The sequence below is a fragment of the Citrobacter freundii complex sp. 2025EL-00176 genome, assembly GCF_053309355.1.
The window spans coordinates 131,823-153,662 of the sequence record NZ_JBRYHT010000007.1 but is presented as its reverse complement, the minus strand read 5'-3'; the positions used below and the strand labels follow the sequence as shown (position 1 = coordinate 153,662).

Here is a 21,840-nt window from a genome sequence, read left to right as displayed (position 1 = left end):
TGAACGATTTCATACATCATCGAATCTGATTTCATCTTAAACATAGGAATTTGTATGAGCAGCTCCATCAAGAAAAACTGCAATGAAGAAGTTAACATTGACCCGTTAAGTCGCCGGGAAACGAAAGCAGAGATGACAACACCTAAATTCGAGTTGTTCGGCGAAACCTACATGTTCGTTGAGACCTTTTCTGCTACTGTCATCAGTCCCCTCCCAATTACTGACCAAGTTTGGGTTAAAACCGATACGGGGGATGAGACACAGATTCCAGCCTTTGGTATCACATTTATAAAATCTCACAAAATTTGTAAATACGAGCTTCGCCAGTATAGAGTTAATGGTTCATTTAGTGTCTTCAAAGATGCTCTCATTGTTAATGCAACCACTGGTGAATACGAAGTCAACTTAAATAGAAAGACAATTATTCTCCCTGCGTTTCTCACCGTACTTTTCCCTAACGCTTCGATGGCATTTTATTATAGGGCGATGCCTGTTCCTAAGCTTTTTTCCACCATATTTATCTTGCTTTGTTGCATTGCAGTTATTTCATTTTTTGTATTGCCATGGGGGTTTAAATCTGGATATATTTTTGACGAACACAAATATATGTGGTTAGCCTATTTTTCCTCACGACTTGGAAGCTTTACCTGCATTAAATGGATAAAAAGAAGAAGCCAAAGATTTGATAACGCACTCAGAAGCGTTATTAAGTCAATACAATTTTAAAATTAAAATCTTGAACGAGAAAATCACGAATAGAATATGTTAACATTCTTGTCGAATCTTACAGCCTGAGCCCTTCTGGCAGCAAAGATAAATTTTTATACAGTAAGCATAACGGTCAGTCCCAGACAACGATATACATCCCTGTCATCGGTACTCCGTGGAAACAACGAAACAATCACGATTATGCTTAAAGGAGATGAAGTTGATTTCTAAATTGCTTGTGCTGAAGCAAGCTATGTAAGTTTTGGCATTTTTCATGTAGGCATCTGATAATAAGTTGAAAGCATTAAATTCAAATCACGGAAGTTTTCATATTGTTATAGACCATATTTTTTCCTTTTATTCTTTACTGATAAATCCCTTTTCATTGTAAAAGATTTGTAGTTCTTTTTTTCCTGCACATAAATTTTTTCTGTCTGACTACCATTATCGACAATGAAATTAATAAGTAATGAACACGTTCTTCTCATTCTTACTTTATCAATTAAATTATTATCTAACTCATTAATATAATTGTAGTATGAAAATAATAGAAATGTTAAAACAACATCTTTATTTGAGAATGTCAGCCTTTCAATTTCTTGCTGGTACTTAATATAATACCCAGCACAAAACAGATACGACCTCTCGATCAATTGTTGTTCAGAAACTCCTGATTCGATAATTTTATCGACAAACTTATCGAGCAGTATCAAATATCTCTCCATAATATTAAATTTTGTATTCTGCATAGTTCCACCATTAAATTTAACTATATCAATTTAAATAGTTATATATGCTTTATTTAAATTGTCAACTAATAAACCATATCAACAAAATAAAATTTGCCACAGATATTAATTATAAAAAAATTAACTTATACATTCTATATCTCCTAAAGTTAAAAATATTGCTGTTATAAATTCAAAATATCTTCTTTGTATATAAAGGAAGTTGAAGTTTAACAATACAAAATTTGACAAGGTCAGATTATTGAATTAATAATTAAATTAAAAGACCTGCGATCAATATTTAGTTTTTATCAGATAAAAAGCAATCATATTACAGTATGCAACTATGATTTATGATCCGCACTTAAAAAATCGCTATCATCATTTATATTGTTATTGAAGCACTTCCCTTTTGTTATTATAACCCTACAAGAAACACCTAATATCTGATATGGCTTTTAGACACTTGACAAACTTTTAAAATCACTTATTAAATAATTATAAAAATAACACGTATCTCCTTTTTAGAAAAATACAATAAAATGGAGAACACAATAAGGAGATCAGAAATGTTAAATAACGAAAATATATATAATGTAGAAAAATACAAACTGCAAATTCAAAAATATGCTTTATGCTGTGATGATTTTAGAGATGGAGTATACAGAGCCCCTAAAGACAAAGCCCTTCTAAAGAAATATATTTGTTTTAATAACAAATCTTTTATTAACGGTTTGGTTTTTGATGTAGATCACAAATATGGAGCAGTCGCATGGGACTTAGTTGGTTTACCAATACCAAATACGATCATACAAAACATAAAAAATGGCCATGCTCATTTACTTTATGCTTTAAAAAGTCCGGTATTAAAAACAGACATGGCAAGAGATAAGCCTTTAAAGTTGGCCGCTATTGTTCAGAGTGGATTTACAGAAAGGTTAGATGCAGACAGAGCTTATGCTGATGTTTTAATGAAAAACCCTCTCAACATGCATGAATGGAGAACGACATGGACAAATACTTCAGCATATGATTTACAATACCTCTTAGATTTTATCCCAGACAAGATAAGAATTTCGAGTAAAAAGAAAAGTGTTATACATGGGCTGGGCCGCAACGTTAACTTGTTCGAAGATCTGAGAATTATTGCTTATAAAGAAGTATTAAGTTTTAAAAAGAGTAAAAACTATCGTTGTTTTTTTTATGATATGCTATCAAAAGCGACTTTACTTAATAATCATAGCAACCCTCATAATCCATTATCTCATGAAGAGACAAAACAAATTTGTAGCAGTATTTGTAAATGGACATGGCGTAATTTTTCAATTCAGAAATTTTCTACAATACAATCAATAAGAGCAAAGAAAACAAGAAAAACGCAAAAAAAATTAGAAATAGCATTGGAGACATTATCATGATAATTAATGGGAAATTAATTAAAGCAAAAGACTTAGCTAAGGCTGCAGGTGTATCTCGTTCAACAGTGATTAAATATTATGGCATTAGCCGTGAGAATTACGAAAGGGTAGCAACTGAAAGAAGGAAGCTTGCTTTTGAACTAAGAGCATCAGGTTTAAAATGGAAAGAAGTTGCTGAAAAAATGAACACGACAAAATATAGCGCAATTGCATATTATAGACGATATTTAGCATTAGAGAAAAACAAATAAAGCATATCATTTCTAATGTAGAGCATACCAATATAATCTTTTATATCAAATATATAAGGAATAGACCATTTGTTTTGAATCAAAAATCAGCATATATTCATCAACAATTTAATACCTGAATGCAAACGACTAAATATTCATAAGTAAAATCTAATGAAAACGGATTGCTCACTCTTATACATTACGGTGATCACCAAATTTAATATGTTAAGGAAGTTGACATTTAAAGAAAGAACCACAATAACCATTTTTAAAATAAGAAAGGTATTTTCTTATTAATTAGTTAATATTTCGAATAACTATGCGTAATTGCTTCTAAATCGACCCTCTTTTAATAACCCATTGTCTAAAATGGCTTCAATCTCATAAATTATATTAATAACCATAATAGTCTCTTAATTAACATCAATCCTCAGCTCTAACAATTTGTGTTCATATTTTTCATTTATTTCCTAAGAAAATTTATTTCTCGAAGAATTAATCGTTTCATGAATCCAGTTATCTACTTCGCTTTCTACAAAGGCTACTGCACGAAGACCAATTTTTACTGGTTGAGGAAAACATCCCTTGCTGATAAGCCTATAGATCCACGCTTTACCAAATCCAGTTTTCTTCATGACTTCTGGTAAACGGATGAGACGAGCTTGATTTTCCATATGTATGTCCTCTGTTGTTTCTACAGGGATAGAATACAAATGAATTTCAAATGGATGAAGCGAGATTACGAACACCAGAGCCATCCTTGGCTCGAAACTATGAGTCTATGGAGATTCATATCACTCAGAGTCTGAGAGTTTCATAACATCCGAAACCCTCATTTCTTTAACGTGCTGATTTCTATTGATAAAAAAATTAAACTGCCTAAGAAAATCAGTTTCTACAGTTTTCATTGCGAAAGGGCGATCCGCATCCCTAATATGATATCCTTGGCGAATTGCCTTATCATCGTCTTCATCCGTGTATAGCAATCGGGATAGTCTATCGTCTGACAGAAGTACTTTTTTTCTTTCTGACCATGCAAGCAAATCAAGCATGGGGATTATTCGATAGCTAATTAATTTTTTTATTGCCCCATAACCAAACCTGACTGCATCAAGTGGTGCAGGTTTAACGCCCTTTACTTTTCGCCATTGCGGTAATGATACTCGCAGGGCTTCGGCTATCTCATCATCGCTTCCACCCGCAAGATCGATTTCTAACATAATGGTAGTAGGAAATTGTTCAGGAATTACTTCGGATATGTATTCATTCTCAATAGTGGAATCAATTTTATATTGTTCTGTATTTGCTCTTATGAATAAAGCCTTTCTCATGCAAGCAAAACTGATATTTGCTATTCGATCAACAGTAGTAATAAAAAAGTATGGGGGTTGATATGATTTATTTTCGGAATTCATATAATTTAAGTGCTTCTCTTTGATAAGAAAAGGATCACCATCCAATATCTGCATATAGTTTTTCAATACCGTTTTCTGCATTCCTTCTTCTATTACTGGTTTGAAGAAATATGTTCTCGCCCATATTTCATGGTAAAGCATATTAATAGAAATGTTTTCAAACTCGCGATATTTGTCTAAATCAAACCACGTTTTCACTGCTTTAGTGTCTTCTGATGTCCAACTATTCATTTTTACCCAAGATTTCATTAATGCCACTCCGTTGTAAAAAGTCTTACTTCGTAATAGCACATAAATCGCAAATAAAAAAATGGCGTTTCAATTGGTTATTGAATACGCCATTATATTTATAAAAATCAGTTAGTTATCAAAATCAAATGGTGCAATTCTTCTCTTAGTTGTTTCATCAAGATAATCAGCCCACCACTGCAACATAAGCTTTCTCTCATCGAGGTGTTCTGCTTTATGAATGTAGGCAGCACGAACGGAGTTTCGCTCTTGGTGGCTCATCTGCCGTTCAACAGCATCCCTTGACCATTTTCCTGATTCGATTAAGGCACTACAAGCCATCGCCCTGAATCCATGCCCACATACCTCAACGGTTGTGTCATAACCCATCGACCTTAGTGCCTTGTTCACTGTGTTCTCGCTCATAGGTTTTCTGAAATCATGATCGCCAATGAATACAAGGTCGCATTCACCACTGATTTCTCTGATCGTTTTTAGAAGTTCTAAAGCCTGACGACTTAACGGCACGAGGTGTGGGGTCTTCATTTTTGAGCCTCGATGGGAATGTTTGACCCCTGGTAATGGCTCGCGTTCTCCAGGGATAGTCCACATCGCATTTTCAAAGTCGATCTCCGACCATCTTGCGAATCGGAGTTCACTGGAACGGATAAAAATGAGCAATGTCAGCTTCACAGCTAATTTAGTAAGTTTCCTACCTTTAAAGCCCTCGATGCGCTCTAAAAGCTCTGAGAACCTATCAAATGGTAATGCTGGCCTGTGGGTTCGTTTCGCAACAGCAATTGCTCCAGACATCTCTTGTGCTGGATTATAGTCAATTAAGCCATTCTGGACGGCATATCGCATTATTGCTGTGGTTCTTTGTTGCAGACGAGCAGCTACTTCTAGTCGTCCAGAAGCCGCAACAGTTTTGACTGGAACGAGAAGATCCTTAGTTTTAAGCTCGGCTATTTTTCTCTGTCCTATGGAAGAGAAAAGGTTGTCTTCAAGGCTCTTTAAAACCCTTTCACTATGAGAATCTGACCATTTTCTTTTACAGGCAGTATGCCAGTCCCTCGCAACAGCTTCGAATGTCAGGGCTTCGCTTTGCTCAATCTTATCTGCTTTTTTCTTCTCAGAAGGGTCGATACCATCAGATACCAACTTTTTGGCTTCATCTCGCTTCCTGCGGGCTTCACCAAGAGAGACCATTGGATAAACACCCAATGCTAAAACTTTCTGTTTACCCCCGAAACGGTACTGTAATCGCCAGTACTTCGAGCCGTTAGGATTGATCAGCAGGTGCATACCCTGCCCATCTGTGAGTTTGAAGGGTTTGTCGGAGGGCTTGGTAGTTCTAACTTTGATATCGGTGAGAGCCATCAGTTGATACCTCCAGTGTTGGTACCAAAATCAATCGAACCGGGAATACCATCAGTTATACCATCATCAGTTGGTATATGTTCAAGGAATTGAGTAGACGTGGACAGACTAAGAAAAGCCAGAAACCTGCTTAACTCACTGTTTTCATGGACTAAAGTAGACGTTAGTAGACTTGAAAAAAGCTTTGTATGGTGCCGAAGGCCGGACTCGAACCGGCACGTATTTCTACGGTTGATTTTGAATCAACTGCGTCTACCGATTTCGCCACTCCGGCACGGAAGGGATGCGGAAAACGTTGTGGATTATACCTGTCATGCGCCACCATGCAAGCGCCAGCGTGCGTCTGGCTCGCTAAGTGTTGAAAATTTCAGCATTACCGCTCGCACCTGCAATCACCATCACAGTTTGCCCACTCCTTAATCCCCCCTTCTGCGAAGCGTCCCGTTTCCCCATGCTCTACACTTCCAGTTCAACACCACACTGAGGGAAACACGATGTCGATGATAAAAAGCTACGCCGCAAAAGCGGCGGGCAGCGAACTCGAACTCTATGAATATGATGCGGGCGAGCTTAAGCCGGAAGATGTCGAGGTGCAGGTCGATTACTGCGGTATCTGCCATTCCGATTTGTCGATGATCGACAACGAATGGGGGTTCTCTCAGTATCCGCTGGTTGCCGGGCATGAGGTGATTGGTCGCGTGGCGGCGCTGGGCAGCGCGGCGCAGGATAAAGGTCTGAAAGTTGGTCAACGCGTCGGCATTGGCTGGACAGCGCGCAGCTGCGGGCACTGCGATGCCTGTATCAGCGGTAATCAGATTAACTGCCTGGAAGGCTCCGTGCCCACCATTCTCAATCGCGGTGGCTTTGCTGAGAAACTGCGGGCCGACTGGCAGTGGGTGATCCCGCTGCCGGAAAGCATCGACCTGGCGGCGGCCGGTCCCTTGCTGTGCGGCGGCATCACGGTGTTCAAACCTCTACTGATGCACCACATCACCGCCACCAGCCGCGTTGGGGTGATCGGCATCGGCGGCCTGGGGCATATCGCCATTAAGTTGTTACACGCGATGGGTTGCGAAGTCACCGCGTTCAGCTCCAATCCAGCGAAAGAGCAGGAAGTGCTGGCGATGGGGGCGGATAAGGTGGTCAACAGCCGCGATCCGGATGCGCTAAAAGCGCTGGCTGGCCAGTTCGATCTCATTATTAACACGGTTAACGTCGATCTCGATTGGCAGCCCTATTTTGAAGCGCTGGCCTACGGCGGTAACTTCCACACCGTCGGTGCGGTGCTGAAGCCGCTGCCGGTGCCGGCGTTCACCTTAATTGCCGGCGATCGCAGCATCTCCGGTTCGGCGACCGGTACCCCCTTCGAGCTGCGTAAGCTGATGAAGTTTGCCGGGCGCAGCAAGGTGTCACCCACCACCGAACTGTATCCGATGTCGCAAATTAACGAAGCGATCCAGCACGTGCGTGACGGCAAGGCCCGCTACCGCGTGGTGCTGAAAGCCGACTTCTGATGCCGGGCTCAGTCCCGCAAGGGGCTGGGCCTATTGCCCGCTACGAAACGCGAGCACTGCCAGGCGGCACTGTTCCGTCACATGTTCGATGTCATGGTTCACATCGATGCGAGCAATATCGCGTTCATCTTCCTGCGGACACTCCAGCGCGTCGAACTGGCTTTTGAGTAATCCCACCGGCATAAAATGCCCTGCCCGACGCTGCATACGTGCCAGAATGGTCTCGTAATCACCGTCCAGCCACAGAAAATGCACATTCGGGCTGCCCTGCCGCAATATATCGCGGTACTGTTTTTTTAATGACGAGCAGACAATAAACCCGGTCTCATTCTTTTTATATAAACTGTATGAGGCGTCATTCAATCGCGTTAACCAGGGAAGCCTGTCTTCATCGGTTAATGGAATACCTTCAGACATTTTATCAATATTTTTGGCTGGATGAAGATCGTCACCATCAATAAATTTAGCCGATAATACCGCGGCAACTTTGCTACCAATTAAAGATTTACCGCTCCCCGAAACGCCCATCAAAATATAACTTTCCCCGGCCATCGAAAAACTCCAGATTTATATTCCATGACGCGATACTACGCCTTGCATAGTGCAGAATTCACCTTTTTTCGGCGCAAACGCACAGATTTACAAGGCGCATCACGTTATGCGTAACATTGTAGTGTAACAATTTTCCATCGTGACTTACTTCACAAATAATAATAATTAAAACCGCTTAAATGCTGCCGAGGTTACTACCTGACCAGTGAGGCATTTATGCAAGTCAAAACCCAATCCTGCGTTGTCGCGGGTAAGAAAACTGTTGCCATTACCGACCAAAATATTGAATGGGATAATAAAGGAACACTAGTAAAAATTACCCGCGGCGGTATTTGTGGTTCCGATTTACATTATTATCAGGAAGGAAAAGTCGGTAATTTCACTGTTAAAGCGCCGATGATTTTAGGCCATGAAGTTATTGGCAAAGTGGTGCACAGCGACTCAAAAGAATTACATGAAGGTCAGTCGGTGGCGATTAATCCGTCGAAGCCGTGCGGACATTGTAAATACTGTTTGCAGCACGAAGAAAACCAGTGCACGGAAATGCGCTTTTTTGGCAGCGCCATGTATTTTCCCCACGTCGACGGCGGTTTTACCCGGTTTAAAACCGTCGATACTGCGCAGTGCATCCCTTACCCGCAAGAGGCTGATGAAAAAGTCATGGCCTTTGCCGAACCGCTGGCGGTAGCGATCCACGCCGCGCATGAAGCGGGCGACCTGCAGGGCAAGCGCGTGTTTATCTCCGGCGTCGGTCCTATCGGCTGTCTGATCGTCAGCGCGGTGAAAACGCTCGGCGCAGCAGAGATTGTCTGTGCTGATATCAGCCCGCGCTCGCTGTCGCTTGCCCAGCAGATGGGGGCTGACACGCTGATTAACCCGCAGCAGGACTCGCTCGAGGAGTGGAAAAAAGAGAAAGGCTACTTCGACGTCAGCTTCGAAGTCTCCGGTCATCCATCCTCAATCACCACCTGCCTGGAAGTGACCCGCGCAAAAGGCGTGATGGTGCAGGTCGGCATGGGCGGCGCGGTGCCGGACTTCCCGATGATGATGCTGATCGGCAAAGAGATCGCGCTCAAAGGTTCGTTCCGCTTTACCACCGAGTTCAACACCGCGGTGTCGTGGCTGGCGAATAACGTTATCGATCCGCTGCCGTTACTCAGCGCCGAATATCCGTTTACCGAGCTTGAACAGGCGCTGATCTTCGCCGGGGATAAAACCCAGGCGGCGAAAGTCCAGCTCGTTTTTGCAGAAACAAAATAAGGAACAACATGATGAACGATCTTTTTTCACTGGACGGCAAAAACATTCTGATCACCGGTTCGGCCCAGGGTATTGGTTATTTACTGGCGACCGGGCTGGGTAAATATGGCGCGCAGATTATCGTCAATGATATTACGCCAGAGCGCGCGGAGGCCGCCGTCGCCAAACTGCAGCAGGAAGGGATCCGCGCCGTTGCCGCGCCGTTCAATGTTACGCATAAACAGGACATTGATACCGCCATCGAGCATATCGAAAAAGACATTGGCCAAATTGATGTGCTGGTGAATAACGCCGGTATCCAACGCCGCCATCCCTTTACCGAGTTCCCGGAACAGGACTGGAACGATGTGATTGCCGTTAACCAGACGGCTGTGTTCCTGGTCTCGCAGGCGGTAACGCGTCGCATGGTGGAACGCCAGGCCGGGAAGGTCATCAACATCTGCTCGATGCAGAGTGAACTGGGCCGCGACACCATCACGCCGTACGCCGCCTCCAAAGGCGCGGTAAAAATGCTTACCCGAGGGATGTGCGTTGAGCTGGCGCGCCACAATATCCAGGTTAACGGTATCGCGCCGGGCTACTTTAAAACCGAAATGACCAAAGCGCTGGTCGAGGATGAAGCCTTCACCTCCTGGCTGTGCAAACGTACGCCAGCTGCTCGCTGGGGCGACCCGCAGGAGCTGATCGGCGCGGCGGTATTCCTCTCTTCCAAAGCATCCGATTTTGTTAACGGGCACCTGTTGTTCGTCGATGGCGGCATGCTGGTCGCCGTCTGATACAACACAACGCAACATCACGCAGCGCCCAGGCGCTGCATTTTTGGCACCCACCCGAAATCATTCGAGTTGCAGGATGACGGGGATATAAGAGAAACGATTATGCCATTAATAATAATTGCGGCAGGCGTCGCGCTGCTCCTGGTCCTGATGATTGGCTTTAAAGTTAACGGCTTTATTGCGCTGGTCCTGGTGGCGGCGGTCGTCGGTTTTGCCGAAGGGATGGATGCACAGGCCGTTCTGCACTCTATACAAAATGGGATCGGCGGCACGCTCGGCGGGCTGGCGATGATCCTCGGGTTTGGCGCGATGCTCGGTAAGCTGATTTCCGATACCGGCGCGGCTCAGCGCATCGCCACCACGCTGATTGGCACGTTCGGTAAGAAACGTGTGCAGTGGGCGCTGGTGATCACCGGTCTGGTCGTCGGTCTGGCGATGTTCTTCGAAGTCGGCTTTGTTCTGCTGCTGCCGCTGGTATTTACGGTGGTGGCCTCTTCCGGTCTGCCGCTGCTGTATGTCGGCGTACCGATGGTGGCAGCACTCTCCGTGACCCACTGTTTTCTGCCGCCGCATCCGGGGCCCACCGCGATTGCCACCATTTTCGAGGCCAATCTCGGCACCACCCTGCTGTATGGCTTTATTATTACCATCCCGACGGTAATTGTCGCCGGGCCGCTGTTCTCCAGGCTGCTGACCCGCTTTGAGAAAGCGCCGCCGGAAGGATTATTCAACCCGCATCTGTTCACCGAAGAAGAGATGCCGTCGTTCTGGAACAGTATCTTTGCGGCGGTTATCCCGGTCATACTGATGGCGGTCGCCGCGGTGTGTGAAATTACGCTGCCGAAGACTAACAGCGTGCGGGTATTCTTTGAGTTTATCGGCAACCCTGCGGTCGCCTTGTTTATCGCCATCGTGCTGGCCATTTTTACCCTTGGTCGCCGTAACGGACGGACGATCGAGCAAATTATGGATATCATTGGCGACTCTATCGGCGCGATCGCGATGATTGTGTTCATCATCGCTGGGGGCGGTGCGTTTAAGCAGGTACTGGTCGACAGCGGCGTGGGGCAATACATCTCGCACCTGATGACCGGCACGTCGCTCTCTCCGCTGCTGATGTGCTGGACGGTCGCCGCGTTGCTGCGCATCGCACTCGGCTCAGCCACCGTGGCGGCGATCACCACCGCAGGCGTGGTGCTGCCGATTATTAACGTCACGCATGCCGACCCGGCGCTGATGGTGCTGGCTACCGGAGCAGGCAGCGTGATTGCCTCCCACGTTAACGATCCGGGATTCTGGCTGTTTAAAGGCTATTTTAATCTCAGCGTTGGGGAAACGTTGCGTACCTGGACAGTGATGGAAACGCTGATTTCCATTATGGGTCTGCTGGGCGTTCTGGCGCTGAACGCCATCCTGCATTAAGACGGTCATCACCGGGGAGCACAGGCCAGCGCTCCCCGGCACTGGAGAGAAAATGAGGAACCACAGAATTTCTTTGCAAGACATCGCCACGCTGGCGGGTGTGACCAAAATGACGGTGAGCCGCTACATTCGCTCGCCGAAAAAGGTCGCAAAGGAAACCGGTGAACGCATTGCGCAGATTATGGAGGAGATTAATTACATCCCCAACCGCGCGCCCGCGATGCTGCTGAATGCGCAAAGCTATACGCTCGGCGTGCTGATCCCCTCGTTTCAAAACCAGCTGTTCGCTGACATTCTGGCCGGTATTGAGTCGGTCACCTCGGACCATAACTATCAGACGCTGATAGCCAACTACAATTACGACCGGGAATCCGAGGAAGAGTCAGTAATCAACCTGCTGTCGTACAATATCGACGGTATTATCCTGTCCGAGAAATATCACACTCTGCGCACGGTTAAATTTCTGCGTTCAGCCAACATTCCGGTGGTCGAGCTGATGGATATTCAGGGTGACCGTCTGGACATGGAGGTGGGCTTTGATAACCGTCAGGCGGCGTTTGATATGGTCAGCACCATGCTGGATAAACGCCCGCGCCACAAAATCCTCTATCTGGGTTCGAAAGACGACGTGCGCGATGAACAGCGCTATCACGGCTATTGCGATGCCATGACGTGTCGGGGCCTGTCGCCGCTGCGCGTCAATCCGCGTTCTATTTCGTCCATCCATCTTGGCACCCAGATGATGCGTGACGCGCTCGCCGCGCATCCGGATTTAGACGGTGTCTTTTGCACCAACGACGATATTGCGATGGGCGCGCTGCTGCTGTGCCGCGAACGCGAGCTGGCCGTTCCGGAGCAGATCTCGATTGCTGGTTTTCACGGGCTGGAAATGGGTCGACAGATGATCCCAAGCCTCGCCAGCGTGATCACCCCACGTTTCGACATTGGCCGTATGGCGGCGCAGATGTTACTGAGCAAAATCAAGAACAACGACCATAACCACAACACCGTGGATTTGGGTTATCAGATTTATCACGGCCATACGCTTTAAGATTTTTTATCTCCCTTGCTCATACTTTCTTTCATTCATATTGCCTATACTCCAGGCAGGATAAATGGAGGAAATCTCAATGAGCGCACCCCTGCTAATCGCCCGCACGCCGGACACCGAACTGTTTTTACTCCCAGGCATGGCCAACCGTCACGGGCTGATTACCGGCGCGACCGGGACCGGTAAAACCGTCACGCTACAGAAACTGGCCGAATCGCTGTCTGAGATTGGCGTGCCGGTATTTATGGCCGACGTGAAAGGTGACTTGACCGGCGTAGCCGAGGAAGGACAAGCCTCTGAAAAGCTGCTCGCCCGCCTGAAAAACATCGGCATTACCGACTGGCAACCGCATGCGAATCCGGTCACGGTGTGGGATATCTTCGGCGAAAAAGGCCACCCGGTGCGGGCCACGGTGTCTGACCTCGGGCCGCTGCTGTTGGCGCGTCTGCTGAACCTCAACGACGTGCAGTCCGGCGTGCTGGATATTATCTTCCGTATTGCCGATGACCAGGGGCTGTTGCTGCTCGATTTTAAAGACCTGCGCGCCATCACTCAGTACATTGGCGATAACGCCAAATCCTTCCAGAATCAGTACGGCAATATCAGCAGCGCCTCGGTCGGGGCCATCCAGCGCGGACTGCTGTCGCTGGAGCAGCAGGGGGCGGCGCACTTCTTTGGCGAGCCGATGCTGGATATCAAAGACTGGATGCGCACCGACGCTAGCGGCAAAGGGGTTATCAACATCCTCGGCGCCGAAAAGCTCTACCAGATGCCCAAACTGTACGCCGCCAGCCTGCTGTGGATGCTCTCCGAACTGTACGAACAACTGCCGGAAGCGGGCGATCTGGAGAAGCCAAAACTGGTGTTCTTCTTCGATGAAGCGCACCTGCTGTTCAACGATGCCCCGCAGGTGCTGCTGGATAAAATTGAACAGGTAATCCGTCTGATCCGCTCGAAAGGGGTCGGCGTGTGGTTCGTCTCGCAAAACCCGTCCGATATTCCGGACAACGTACTCGGGCAGTTGGGGAACCGCGTGCAGCACGCTCTGCGCGCGTTCACGCCGAAAGATCAGAAAGCGGTGAAAACCGCGGCGCAAACCATGCGCGCCAATCCGGCATTTGATACCGAAAAAGCCATTCAGGAGCTGGGCACCGGCGAGGCGCTAATTTCCTTCCTCGATGCCAAAGGTAGCCCGTCGGTGGTGGAACGGGCGATGGTGATTGCGCCGTGCTCACGTATGGGACCGGTGACGGAAGACGAGCGCAACGGGCTGATTAATCACTCCTCATTGTACGGAAAATATGAGGAAGAAATCGACCGTGAGTCCGCCTATGAGCGTTTACAGCAGGGCGTACAGGCCAGCACCGAGCAGCAAAATACACCTCCCGCCAACGGTAAAGCGATCGACGTGGATGGCGGTATTCTCGGTGGGTTGAAAGATATTCTGTTTGGCAGCACCGGACCACGCGGCGGTAAACGCGATGGCGTAGTACAGAGCGTGGCGAAAAGCGCGGCGCGACAGGTCACTAATCAGATAATTCGCGGCATGTTGGGAAGTTTGATGGGCGGCAGAAAACGCTAGCAGTGAAATGCCCCTCCCGCACTACGGGAGGGGCGGATATTATGACTTACGCAGCATCAGCCACAGGCTTATCAGGAAGAAGCTGGCGCTTGGCAGCAGCGCGCCGATAATCGGCGGAATGCCGTACACCAGCGTTAATGGGCCAAAGATTTGGTCCAGCACATAGAACACAAAACCGAAGCTAATACCTGTCACCACGCGAACGCCCATCGGGACGCTACGCAGCGGGCCAAAGATAAACGACAGCGCCATCAGCATCATGACCGCCACTGACAGCGGCTGGAAGACTTTGCTCCACATATTGAGCTGGTAACGTCCGGCGTCCTGGCCGCTCGACTTCAGGTACTTCACGTAGTTATGCAGACCGCTAATCGAGAGCGCATCAGGGTCCAGCGCGACAACGCCGAGCTTGTCCGGCGTAAGGTTGGTTTTCCAGGTCCCGCTAACCATCTGCGAACCGGTGATTTGCTTTGGATTGGTCAGGTTAGATTCATCCACCTGCGACAGACGCCAGACCTTCTGCTCCGGGTCAAACGTCGCGCTCGCAGCATAGCGAACGGACTGCAAACGACGCTTATCGTTAAAGGAGTAGATGCTAATCCCGCCTAATTCGGCGTCGCCTTTCACCCGCTCGATGTAGACAAAGCTGTCACCATCTTTCGCCCACAACCCCTGCTGGGTAGAGAGCAGCGAGCCACCGTACATCTGCTGGGCACGGTAGTTACGCGCCATCTGTTCGCCCTGCGGCGCTACCCACTCACCGATGGCCATCGTCAGCAGCACCAGCGGAATCGCGGTTTTCATCACCGACAGCGCCACCTGCATACGGGTAAAGCCGGAAGCCTGCATCACCACCAGTTCACTGCGCTGGGCCAACATGCCCAGCCCCAATAACGCGCCGAGCAGCGCCGCCATCGGGAAGAAAATCTGGATATCTTTCGGTGCGCTGAGCAGGGTATACAGCCCGGCGCCCATCGCATCGTAGCTCCCCTGCCCGGCTTTTTTCAGCTGGTCGACAAACTTGATGATCCCGGAGAGCGACACCAGCATGAACAACGTCATCATGATGGTGGTGAAAATGGTTTTACCGATATAGCGGTCAAGTACACCAAAGGGCTGCATTATACCGCTCCTTTACGCATAAAACGGGCACGCAAGCGGCGCATCGGCACCGTATCCCAGAGGTTAAGCACAATCGCCAGCGCCAGATACGCCAGGTTAACCGTCCACATCCAGAACACCGGATCCAGCTTACCTTTGCCGCCATTCGACTTCAGCGATGTCTGGACCAGGAAGAACAGCAAATAGAGTAGCATTGCGGGCAGCATAGACAGTACGCGCCCTTGACGTGGATTCACCACGCTCAGCGGTACAACCATCAGCGCCATCATAAATACAGTGAATACTAACGTGATACGCCAGGTCAGCTCCGCGCGGGCACGATCGTTGTCGGTCGTCCACAGCGTACGCATATCCATCTGGTCGGTATCGTTTGGATCCAGCGCCACAGCCTGATGGCCAATAATCGCCTGATAATCCTGGAAGTCAGTGATGCGGAAATCACGCAGCAGCGCGGTCCCTTCAAAGCGCGTACCCTGGTTCAGTGTCACGACCTGGGAGCCATCGCGCATTTGGGTAAGATGTCCGGAATCAGCCACCACCACCGAAGGACGGGCATTACCTTTCGGGCGGATTTGCGCGAGGAACACATCTTTGAAGTTGCTGCCGTCAACGCTTTCGATAAACAGCACCGAACCGCCGTTAGTCGCCTGCTGGAATTGCCCCTGAGCAAGCGCAGCCATGCCGGGGTTAGCTTTCGCTTCCGCCAGCACTTCGTCCTGATGCCTGGAGGACCACGGTCCGGCCCACATCACGTTAACCGCCGCAATAATACTGGTAAACAACGCCAGCACCATCGCCGCTTTCACGAGCACAGCCTTGCTCAGCCCACAGGCGTGCATGACCGTAATTTCACTTTCGGTATACAGTTTGCCCAGCGTCATCAGCAGCCCGAGGAACAGGCTTAAGGGCAAGATAAGTTGCGCCATTTCTGGCACGCCCAGCCCCAGCAGCGAGAGCACCAGATTCGCCGGGATATCACCGTCAACCGCCGCACCCAGGATCCTGACTAACTTTTGACAAAAGAAGATCAAAAGCAGGATGAAGAGGATCGCAAGTTGGCTTTTGAGCGTTTCCCGAACCAGATATCTTATGATTATCACTTTAAATACGCCCGTAAAAACCCGTCTTTTGCCGGAATTTAGCTTGTTTCATGGCTTAAACGTCATTTATTCTCTTGAGTCGTCGAAATCGTCGCTAAGATCATTATACTCAACGGATCCACCTCTCAGAAATTGTTCTGACGTGCCAATGCCGTAATAACGTTAAGATTAACACGAAGTCACCGCAACAGCGGGTATGAGTTACGAAAGCTTGCAATTCTATCCGTAGCCACCGCCGTTGTCTTTAAGATTCAGGAGCGTAGTGCATGGAGTTCAGTGTAAAAAGCGGTAGCCCGGAGAAACAGCGGAGTGCCTGCATCGTCGTGGGCGTCTTTGAACCACGCCGCCTCTCTCCGATTGCAGAGCAGCTCGACAAGATCAGCGACGGGTACATCAGCGCACTGCTGCGTCGTGGCGAACTGGAAGGCAAACCGGGTCAAACCCTGTTGCTGCACCATGTTCCTAACGTCCTGTCTGAGCGAATTCTCCTCATCGGTTGTGGTAAAGAGCGTGAGCTTGATGAACGTCAGTATAAGCAGGTCATTCAGAAAACTATAAATACCCTGAATGATACAGGCTCAATGGAAGCCGTCTGCTTCCTGACTGAGCTGCACGTTAAAGGTCGCAATAACTACTGGAAAGTACGTCAGGCCGTTGAGACGGCACAGGAAACGCTGTACAGCTTTGATCAGTTGAAAACCAACAAAAGCGAACCACGTCGTCCGCTGCGTAAAATGGTCTTCAACGTGCCAACCCGCCGTGAGCTGACCAGCGGTGAACGTGCCATTCAGCACGGCCTGGCGATTGCCGCCGGGATCAAAGCGGCAAAAGACCTCGGTAATATGCCGCCGAATATCTGTAACGCCGCCTACCTGGCCTCTCAGGCGCGTCAGTTGGCTGACAGCTATAGCAAAAATGTTGTCACCCGCGTCATCGGTGAGCAGCAGATGAAAGAGCTGGGCATGCACTCCTATCTTGCGGTCGGCAATGGTTCGCAAAACGAGTCGCTGATGTCGGTGATTGAGTATAAAGGTGTCGAATCCGAAGACGTACGCCCGATCGTGTTGGTGGGTAAAGGGTTAACCTTTGACTCCGGCGGTATCTCCATCAAACCTGCCGAAGGCATGGATGAGATGAAATACGATATGTGCGGCGCGGCGGCAGTTTACGGCGTGATGCGCATGGTGGCAGAGCTACAGTTGCCAATAAACGTCGTCGGCGTACTGGCCGGCTGCGAGAACATGCCGGGTGGGCGCGCGTATCGCCCAGGCGATGTGCTGACGACCATGTCTGGTCAAACCGTTGAAGTGCTGAACACCGATGCTGAAGGCCGTTTGGTACTGTGCGACGTGTTAACCTACGTCGAGCGTTTTGAACCCGAAGCGGTCATTGACGTGGCAACGTTGACCGGCGCCTGCGTGATTGCATTGGGCCATCACATCACCGGCCTGATGTCGAACCACAATCCGCTGGCGCACGAGCTGATCGGCGCGTCCGAGCAGGCGGGCGACCGCGCGTGGCGTCTACCGTTGGGTGATGAATTCCAGGAACAGCTGGAGTCCAACTTTGCAGATATGGCTAACATCGGCGGCCGTCCTGGTGGTGCGATCACCGCGGGTTGCTTCCTGTCGCGCTTTACCCGTAAATATAACTGGGCGCACCTGGACATCGCGGGTACCGCATGGCGTTCCGGTAAAGCCAAAGGCGCCACCGGTCGTCCGGTAGCGCTGCTGTCGCAGTTCCTGCTCAATCGCGCCGGATTTAACGGCGACGAGTAATGTGTAAATGCCGGATGGCGCTACGCTTATCCGGCCTACAAAGCAGCATGCAGTAGGCCGGATAAGACGCGCGAGCGTCGCCATCAGGCGATAAGGCCGGGTCACCTGGCCTTGTATTTAAATCCACCACAAGAAGCCCCATATATGAAGAATGCGACGTTCTATCTTCTGGATAATGACACTACCGTTGATGGCTTAAGCGCCGTCGAGCAATTGGTGTGTGAAATTGCCGCAGAACGTTGGCGTGCTGGCAAGCGCGTGCTGATCGCCTGCGAAAACGAAAAGCAGGCCTTTCGCCTTGATGAAGCCCTGTGGGCAAGACCTGCGGACAGCTTCGTGCCGCATAATCTGGCGGGTGAAGGTCCAAGAGGCGGCTCGCCGGTAGAAATTGCCTGGCCGGAAAAACGCAACAGCAGCCCGCGCGACCTGCTCATCAGTTTACGCGTTGGCTTTGCAGATTTTGCCACCGCTTTCACAGAAGTGATAGACTTCGTCCCTTACGAAGATTCTTTGAAACAATCGGCACGCGATCGCTACAAAGCTTACCGCGTGGCTGGTTTTAACCTGAATACGGCAACCTGGAAATAATGGAAAAGACATATAACCCACAAGATATCGAACAGCCGCTTTACGAGCACTGGGAAAAGCAGGGCTATTTCAAACCTAACGGCGATGAAAGCAAAGAGTCCTTCTGCATCATGATCCCGCCGCCGAACGTCACCGGCAGTTTGCATATGGGTCATGCTTTCCAGCAAACCATCATGGACACCATGATCCGCTACCAGCGCATGCAGGGCAAAAACACCCTGTGGCAGGCCGGTACCGACCACGCGGGTATCGCAACCCAGATGGTGGTTGAGCGTAAGATTGCCGCTGAAGAAGGTAAAACCCGTCACGACTACGGTCGCGATGCGTTCATCGACAAAATCTGGCAGTGGAAAGCGGAATCCGGCGGCACCATTACCCGTCAGATGCGCCGTCTCGGCAACTCCGTTGACTGGGAGCGCGAGCGCTTCACGATGGACGAAGGTCTTTCCAATGCCGTGAAAGAAGTCTTCGTTCGCCTGTACAAAGAAGACCTGATTTACCGTGGCAAACGCCTGGTAAACTGGGACCCGAAACTGCGTACCGCGATCTCTGACCTGGAAGTGGAAAACCGCGAGTCCAAAGGCTCAATGTGGCACATCCGCTATCCGCTGGCCGACGGCGCGAAAACCGCAGATGGTAAAGATTACCTGGTTGTCGCCACCACCCGTCCGGAAACCATTCTGGGCGATACCGGCGTCGCCGTTAACCCGGAAGATCCGCGTTATAAAGATCTAATCGGCAAATTCGTGATGCTGCCGCTGGTTGACCGCCGCATTCCGATTGTTGGTGATGAACACGCCGATATGGAAAAAGGCACCGGCTGCGTGAAGATCACCCCGGCGCACGACTTTAACGACTACGAAGTTGGCCGTCGTCACGGCCTGCCGATGATCAACATTCTGACCTTTGACGGCGACATCCGCGAAACCGCGGAAGTGTACGATACCAAAGGCGAAGAGTCTGACGTTTACTCCAACGCGATTCCGGCGGAATTCCAGAAACTGGAACGTTTTGCCGCGCGTAAAGCCATCGTCGCAGCCGTTGACGCCCTTGGCCTGTTGGAAGAGATCAAACCGCACGACCTGACCGTTCCTTACGGCGACCGTGGCGGCGTGGTTATCGAACCGATGCTGACCGACCAGTGGTACGTGCGTGCCGACGTGCTGGCAAAACCGGCGGTGGAAGCAGTTGAGAACGGCGACATCCAGTTCGTGCCGAAGCAGTACGAAAACATGTACTTCTCCTGGATGCGTGATATTCAGGACTGGTGTATCTCTCGTCAGCTGTGGTGGGGTCACCGTATCCCGGCATGGTACGACAACGACGGCAACGTCTACGTTGGCCGTACCGAAGATGAAGTGCGTCAGGAAAACAACCTCGGTGCCGACGTTGCGCTGCGTCAGGACGAAGACGTTCTCGATACCTGGTTCTCCTCCGCGCTGTGGACGTTCTCCACCCTCGGCTGGCCGGAAAACACCAACGCCCTGCGTCAGTTCCACCCGACCAGCGTGATGGTCTCCGGCTTCGATATCATCTTCTTCTGGATTGCCCGCATGATCATGATGACCATGCACTTCATCAAAGATGAAAACGGCAAGCCGCAGGTTCCGTTCCATACCGTCTACATGACCGGTCTGATTCGTGACGATGAAGGCCAGAAGATGTCCAAATCCAAGGGTAACGTTATTGACCCGCTGGATATGGTCGACGGCATCTCCCTGCCGGAGCTGCTGGAAAAACGTACCGGCAACATGATGCAGCCGCAGCTGGCTGAGAAGATTGCCAAGCGTACCGAGAAGCAGTTCCCGAACGGTATCGAGCCGCACGGCACCGACGCCCTGCGCTTTACCCTGGCGGCGCTGGCCTCCACCGGTCGCGATATCAACTGGGATATGAAGCGTCTGGAAGGTTACCGTAACTTCTGTAACAAGCTGTGGAACGCCAGCCGCTTCGTGCTGATGAACACGGAAGATCAGGATTGCGGCTTCAATGGTGGCGAAATGACCCTGTCGCTGGCGGACCGCTGGATCCTGGCTGAATTCAACCAAACCGTTAAAGCGTACCGCGAAGCGCTGGATAACTTCCGCTTCGACATCGCCGCGGGCATTCTGTACGAGTTCACCTGGAACCAGTTCTGCGACTGGTATCTGGAGCTGACCAAGCCGGTGATGACCGGGGGTTCCGAGTCTGAACTGCGCGGCACCCGCAATACGCTGGTCACCGTGCTGGAAGGTCTGCTGCGCCTGGCGCACCCGATCATCCCGTTCATCACTGAAACCATCTGGCAGCGCGTGAAGGTAATCTGCGGCAACACCGCCGACACCATCATGCTGCAGCCGTTCCCGGAATATAACGCCGCGCAGGTTGTTGAAGCTGCGTTGGCCGATACCGAATGGCTGAAGCAGGCGATCGTTGCCGTGCGTAACATCCGTGCGGAAATGAACATCGCGCCGGGCAAACCGCTGGAGCTGCTGCTGCGTGGTTGCAGCAAAGATGCGGAGCGTCGTGTGAACGACAACCGTAGCTTCCTACTGAATCTGGCGCGTCTGGAAAGCATCACCGTGCTGCCTGCCGATGACAAAGGTCCGGTTTCCGTAACCAAAATCATCGACGGCGCCGAGCTGCTGATCCCGATGGCTGGCCTCATCAACAAAGAAGATGAGCTGGCGCGTCTGGCGAAAGAAGTGGCGAAAATCGAAGGCGAGATTGCCCGTATCGAAGGCAAACTCTCCAACGAAGGTTTCGTCGCTCGCGCGCCGGAAGCGGTGATCGCCAAAGAGCGTGAGAAGCTGGACGGTTACGCGGAAGCAAAAGCGAAGCTGATTGAGCAGCAGGCGGTTATCGCCGCGCTGTAACACTGCTTGCCGGATAAGCGTAGCGCATCCGACACCACAGACGACAAAAGCCTCTGAGGCATATGCTCAGAGGCTTTTTATTGAATTATCATCGCTTGCACTTCCCCACACCGCAGTGTTATTAACTGCA

The 21,840-nt window shown here is 49.6% G+C and carries 20 protein-coding genes and 1 tRNA gene; 12 read left to right on the top strand and 9 right to left on the bottom strand.

Translation table 11 applies throughout. The features are described 5' to 3' along the window. Window positions 1–54 precede the first annotated feature (54 nt). Window positions 55–726: a hypothetical protein gene (locus ACVXHP_RS15280; protein WP_192972673.1), complete on the top strand. Its 672-nt coding sequence runs from the start codon at window positions 55–57 to the stop codon at window positions 724–726. Window positions 727–1,043: 317 nt separating this feature from the next. On the opposite strand, the gene ACVXHP_RS15275 is transcribed toward ACVXHP_RS15280, so the two are convergent. After that, window positions 1,044–1,457 (bottom strand): hypothetical protein, encoded by a 414-nt coding sequence (locus ACVXHP_RS15275; protein ID WP_447571753.1) that lies wholly within the window; start codon window positions 1,455–1,457, stop codon window positions 1,044–1,046. Between the two features lie 548 nt (window positions 1,458–2,005). Here ACVXHP_RS15275 and ACVXHP_RS15270 point away from each other — a divergent pair. Both ACVXHP_RS15270 and ACVXHP_RS15265 read left to right on the top strand, forming a co-directional pair. Next, entirely contained in the window at window positions 2,006–2,854 is an 849-nt protein-coding gene (locus tag ACVXHP_RS15270) for a replication initiation protein (RefSeq protein ID WP_032330851.1), read from the top strand. Next, complete coding sequence (locus ACVXHP_RS15265) at window positions 2,851–3,105, top strand: hypothetical protein (protein ID WP_000586154.1); 255 nt, start codon at window positions 2,851–2,853, stop codon at window positions 3,103–3,105. The genes ACVXHP_RS15270 and ACVXHP_RS15265 overlap by 4 nt, the downstream gene beginning before the upstream one ends. A gap of 452 nt (window positions 3,106–3,557) precedes the next feature. Here the strand turns inward: ACVXHP_RS15265 and ACVXHP_RS15260 are convergent, their stop codons facing one another. From ACVXHP_RS15260 to ACVXHP_RS15245, 4 genes are all read right to left on the bottom strand, one after another. Then, window positions 3,558–3,761, bottom strand: coding sequence for a helix-turn-helix transcriptional regulator (locus ACVXHP_RS15260; RefSeq protein ID WP_192975833.1), 204 nt, complete (start codon window positions 3,759–3,761; stop codon window positions 3,558–3,560). A 120-nt stretch (window positions 3,762–3,881) separates the two neighbouring features. Further along, window positions 3,882–4,751, bottom strand: coding sequence for a DUF6387 family protein (locus ACVXHP_RS15255; protein ID WP_192975835.1), 870 nt, complete (start codon window positions 4,749–4,751; stop codon window positions 3,882–3,884). A 111-nt stretch (window positions 4,752–4,862) separates the two neighbouring features. Continuing rightward, window positions 4,863–6,110 (bottom strand): tyrosine-type recombinase/integrase, encoded by a 1,248-nt coding sequence (locus ACVXHP_RS15250; protein WP_058110504.1) that lies wholly within the window; start codon window positions 6,108–6,110, stop codon window positions 4,863–4,865. Window positions 6,111–6,299: 189 nt separating this feature from the next. Continuing rightward, a tRNA-Leu gene (locus ACVXHP_RS15245) sits at window positions 6,300–6,384 on the bottom strand. 220 nt (window positions 6,385–6,604) lie between these two features. Between ACVXHP_RS15245 and ahr the strand changes: the two genes are divergently transcribed. Beyond that, window positions 6,605–7,624 carry an NADPH-dependent aldehyde reductase Ahr gene (gene ahr, locus ACVXHP_RS15240; RefSeq protein WP_003839634.1) on the top strand — a complete coding sequence of 340 codons (1,020 nt, stop codon included), beginning with the start codon at window positions 6,605–6,607 and terminating at the stop codon, window positions 7,622–7,624. Between the two features lie 30 nt (window positions 7,625–7,654). Here the strand turns inward: ahr and idnK are convergent, their stop codons facing one another. Further along, window positions 7,655–8,176 (bottom strand): gluconokinase, encoded by a 522-nt coding sequence (gene idnK / locus ACVXHP_RS15235; protein WP_447571752.1) that lies wholly within the window; start codon window positions 8,174–8,176, stop codon window positions 7,655–7,657. Window positions 8,177–8,392: 216 nt separating this feature from the next. Here idnK and idnD point away from each other — a divergent pair, with 216 nt between their 5' ends. The 5 genes from idnD (at window position 8,393) to ACVXHP_RS15210 (ending at window position 14,267) form a co-directional block, all read left to right on the top strand. Further along, the gene (gene idnD / locus ACVXHP_RS15230) at window positions 8,393–9,436 is read left to right on the top strand and encodes an L-idonate 5-dehydrogenase (RefSeq protein WP_038636800.1); all 1,044 of its coding nucleotides are present in this window, start codon (window positions 8,393–8,395) and stop codon (window positions 9,434–9,436) included. Window positions 9,437–9,447: 11 nt separating this feature from the next. After that, complete coding sequence (gene idnO, locus ACVXHP_RS15225; RefSeq protein ID WP_043018256.1) at window positions 9,448–10,212, top strand: gluconate 5-dehydrogenase; 765 nt, start codon at window positions 9,448–9,450, stop codon at window positions 10,210–10,212. Window positions 10,213–10,314: 102 nt separating this feature from the next. Further along, complete coding sequence (gene idnT / locus ACVXHP_RS15220; RefSeq protein ID WP_316129205.1) at window positions 10,315–11,634, top strand: gnt-II system L-idonate transporter; 1,320 nt, start codon at window positions 10,315–10,317, stop codon at window positions 11,632–11,634. Window positions 11,635–11,686: 52 nt separating this feature from the next. Further along, a complete protein-coding gene (gene idnR, locus ACVXHP_RS15215) occupies window positions 11,687–12,685 on the top strand; it encodes a DNA-binding transcriptional regulator IdnR (RefSeq protein WP_447571751.1) in 999 nt (332 codons plus the stop codon). Between the two features lie 79 nt (window positions 12,686–12,764). Then, window positions 12,765–14,267, top strand: coding sequence for a helicase HerA-like C-terminal domain-containing protein (locus tag ACVXHP_RS15210; RefSeq protein WP_447571750.1), 1,503 nt, complete (start codon window positions 12,765–12,767; stop codon window positions 14,265–14,267). 39 nt (window positions 14,268–14,306) lie between these two features. Here the strand turns inward: ACVXHP_RS15210 and lptG are convergent, their stop codons facing one another. From lptG to ACVXHP_RS15195, 3 genes are all read right to left on the bottom strand, one after another. Next, window positions 14,307–15,389, bottom strand: a complete 1,083-nt coding sequence (gene lptG / locus ACVXHP_RS15205) for an LPS export ABC transporter permease LptG (protein ID WP_042312673.1) — start codon at window positions 15,387–15,389, stop codon at window positions 14,307–14,309. Beyond that, window positions 15,389–16,489, bottom strand: coding sequence for an LPS export ABC transporter permease LptF (gene lptF / locus ACVXHP_RS15200; protein WP_038636786.1), 1,101 nt, complete (start codon window positions 16,487–16,489; stop codon window positions 15,389–15,391). Before lptF ends, lptG begins: the two co-directional genes overlap by 1 nt. Before the next feature lie 62 nt (window positions 16,490–16,551). Beyond that, window positions 16,552–16,602 carry a hypothetical protein gene (locus tag ACVXHP_RS15195; protein WP_212723231.1) on the bottom strand — a complete coding sequence of 17 codons (51 nt, stop codon included), beginning with the start codon at window positions 16,600–16,602 and terminating at the stop codon, window positions 16,552–16,554. A 153-nt stretch (window positions 16,603–16,755) separates the two neighbouring features. Between ACVXHP_RS15195 and pepA the strand changes: the two genes are divergently transcribed. From pepA to ACVXHP_RS15180, 3 genes are all read left to right on the top strand, one after another. Continuing rightward, window positions 16,756–18,267: a leucyl aminopeptidase gene (gene pepA, locus ACVXHP_RS15190; protein ID WP_038636783.1), complete on the top strand. Its 1,512-nt coding sequence runs from the start codon at window positions 16,756–16,758 to the stop codon at window positions 18,265–18,267. 144 nt (window positions 18,268–18,411) lie between these two features. Then, entirely contained in the window at window positions 18,412–18,855 is a 444-nt protein-coding gene (gene holC / locus ACVXHP_RS15185) for a DNA polymerase III subunit chi (RefSeq protein ID WP_200008341.1), read from the top strand. Next, on the top strand, window positions 18,855–21,710 hold the full coding sequence (locus ACVXHP_RS15180) for a valine--tRNA ligase (protein WP_447571749.1): 2,856 nt from the start codon (window positions 18,855–18,857) through the stop codon (window positions 21,708–21,710). Before holC ends, ACVXHP_RS15180 begins: the two co-directional genes overlap by 1 nt. Window positions 21,711–21,840: the final 130 nt, after the last annotated feature.

Coding starts and splice junctions, on each gene's coding strand:
- holC (WP_200008341.1), top strand. CDS start 18,412: ATGAAGAATGCGACGTTCTATCTTCTGGATAATGACACTACCGTTGAT.
- lptG (WP_042312673.1), bottom strand. CDS start 15,389: ATGCAGCCCTTTGGTGTACTTGACCGCTATATCGGTAAAACCATTTTC.
- ACVXHP_RS15270 (WP_032330851.1), top strand. CDS start 2,006: ATGTTAAATAACGAAAATATATATAATGTAGAAAAATACAAACTGCAA.
- ahr (WP_003839634.1), top strand. CDS start 6,605: ATGTCGATGATAAAAAGCTACGCCGCAAAAGCGGCGGGCAGCGAACTC.
- idnR (WP_447571751.1), top strand. CDS start 11,687: ATGAGGAACCACAGAATTTCTTTGCAAGACATCGCCACGCTGGCGGGT.
- idnT (WP_316129205.1), top strand. CDS start 10,315: ATGCCATTAATAATAATTGCGGCAGGCGTCGCGCTGCTCCTGGTCCTG.
- idnO (WP_043018256.1), top strand. CDS start 9,448: ATGAACGATCTTTTTTCACTGGACGGCAAAAACATTCTGATCACCGGT.
- ACVXHP_RS15250 (WP_058110504.1), bottom strand. CDS start 6,110: ATGGCTCTCACCGATATCAAAGTTAGAACTACCAAGCCCTCCGACAAA.
- ACVXHP_RS15265 (WP_000586154.1), top strand. CDS start 2,851: ATGATAATTAATGGGAAATTAATTAAAGCAAAAGACTTAGCTAAGGCT.
- pepA (WP_038636783.1), top strand. CDS start 16,756: ATGGAGTTCAGTGTAAAAAGCGGTAGCCCGGAGAAACAGCGGAGTGCC.
- ACVXHP_RS15180 (WP_447571749.1), top strand. CDS start 18,855: ATGGAAAAGACATATAACCCACAAGATATCGAACAGCCGCTTTACGAG.
- ACVXHP_RS15280 (WP_192972673.1), top strand. CDS start 55: ATGAGCAGCTCCATCAAGAAAAACTGCAATGAAGAAGTTAACATTGAC.
- ACVXHP_RS15275 (WP_447571753.1), bottom strand. CDS start 1,457: ATGCAGAATACAAAATTTAATATTATGGAGAGATATTTGATACTGCTC.
- ACVXHP_RS15255 (WP_192975835.1), bottom strand. CDS start 4,751: ATGAAATCTTGGGTAAAAATGAATAGTTGGACATCAGAAGACACTAAA.
- ACVXHP_RS15260 (WP_192975833.1), bottom strand. CDS start 3,761: ATGGAAAATCAAGCTCGTCTCATCCGTTTACCAGAAGTCATGAAGAAA.
- idnK (WP_447571752.1), bottom strand. CDS start 8,176: ATGGCCGGGGAAAGTTATATTTTGATGGGCGTTTCGGGGAGCGGTAAA.
- ACVXHP_RS15210 (WP_447571750.1), top strand. CDS start 12,765: ATGAGCGCACCCCTGCTAATCGCCCGCACGCCGGACACCGAACTGTTT.
- idnD (WP_038636800.1), top strand. CDS start 8,393: ATGCAAGTCAAAACCCAATCCTGCGTTGTCGCGGGTAAGAAAACTGTT.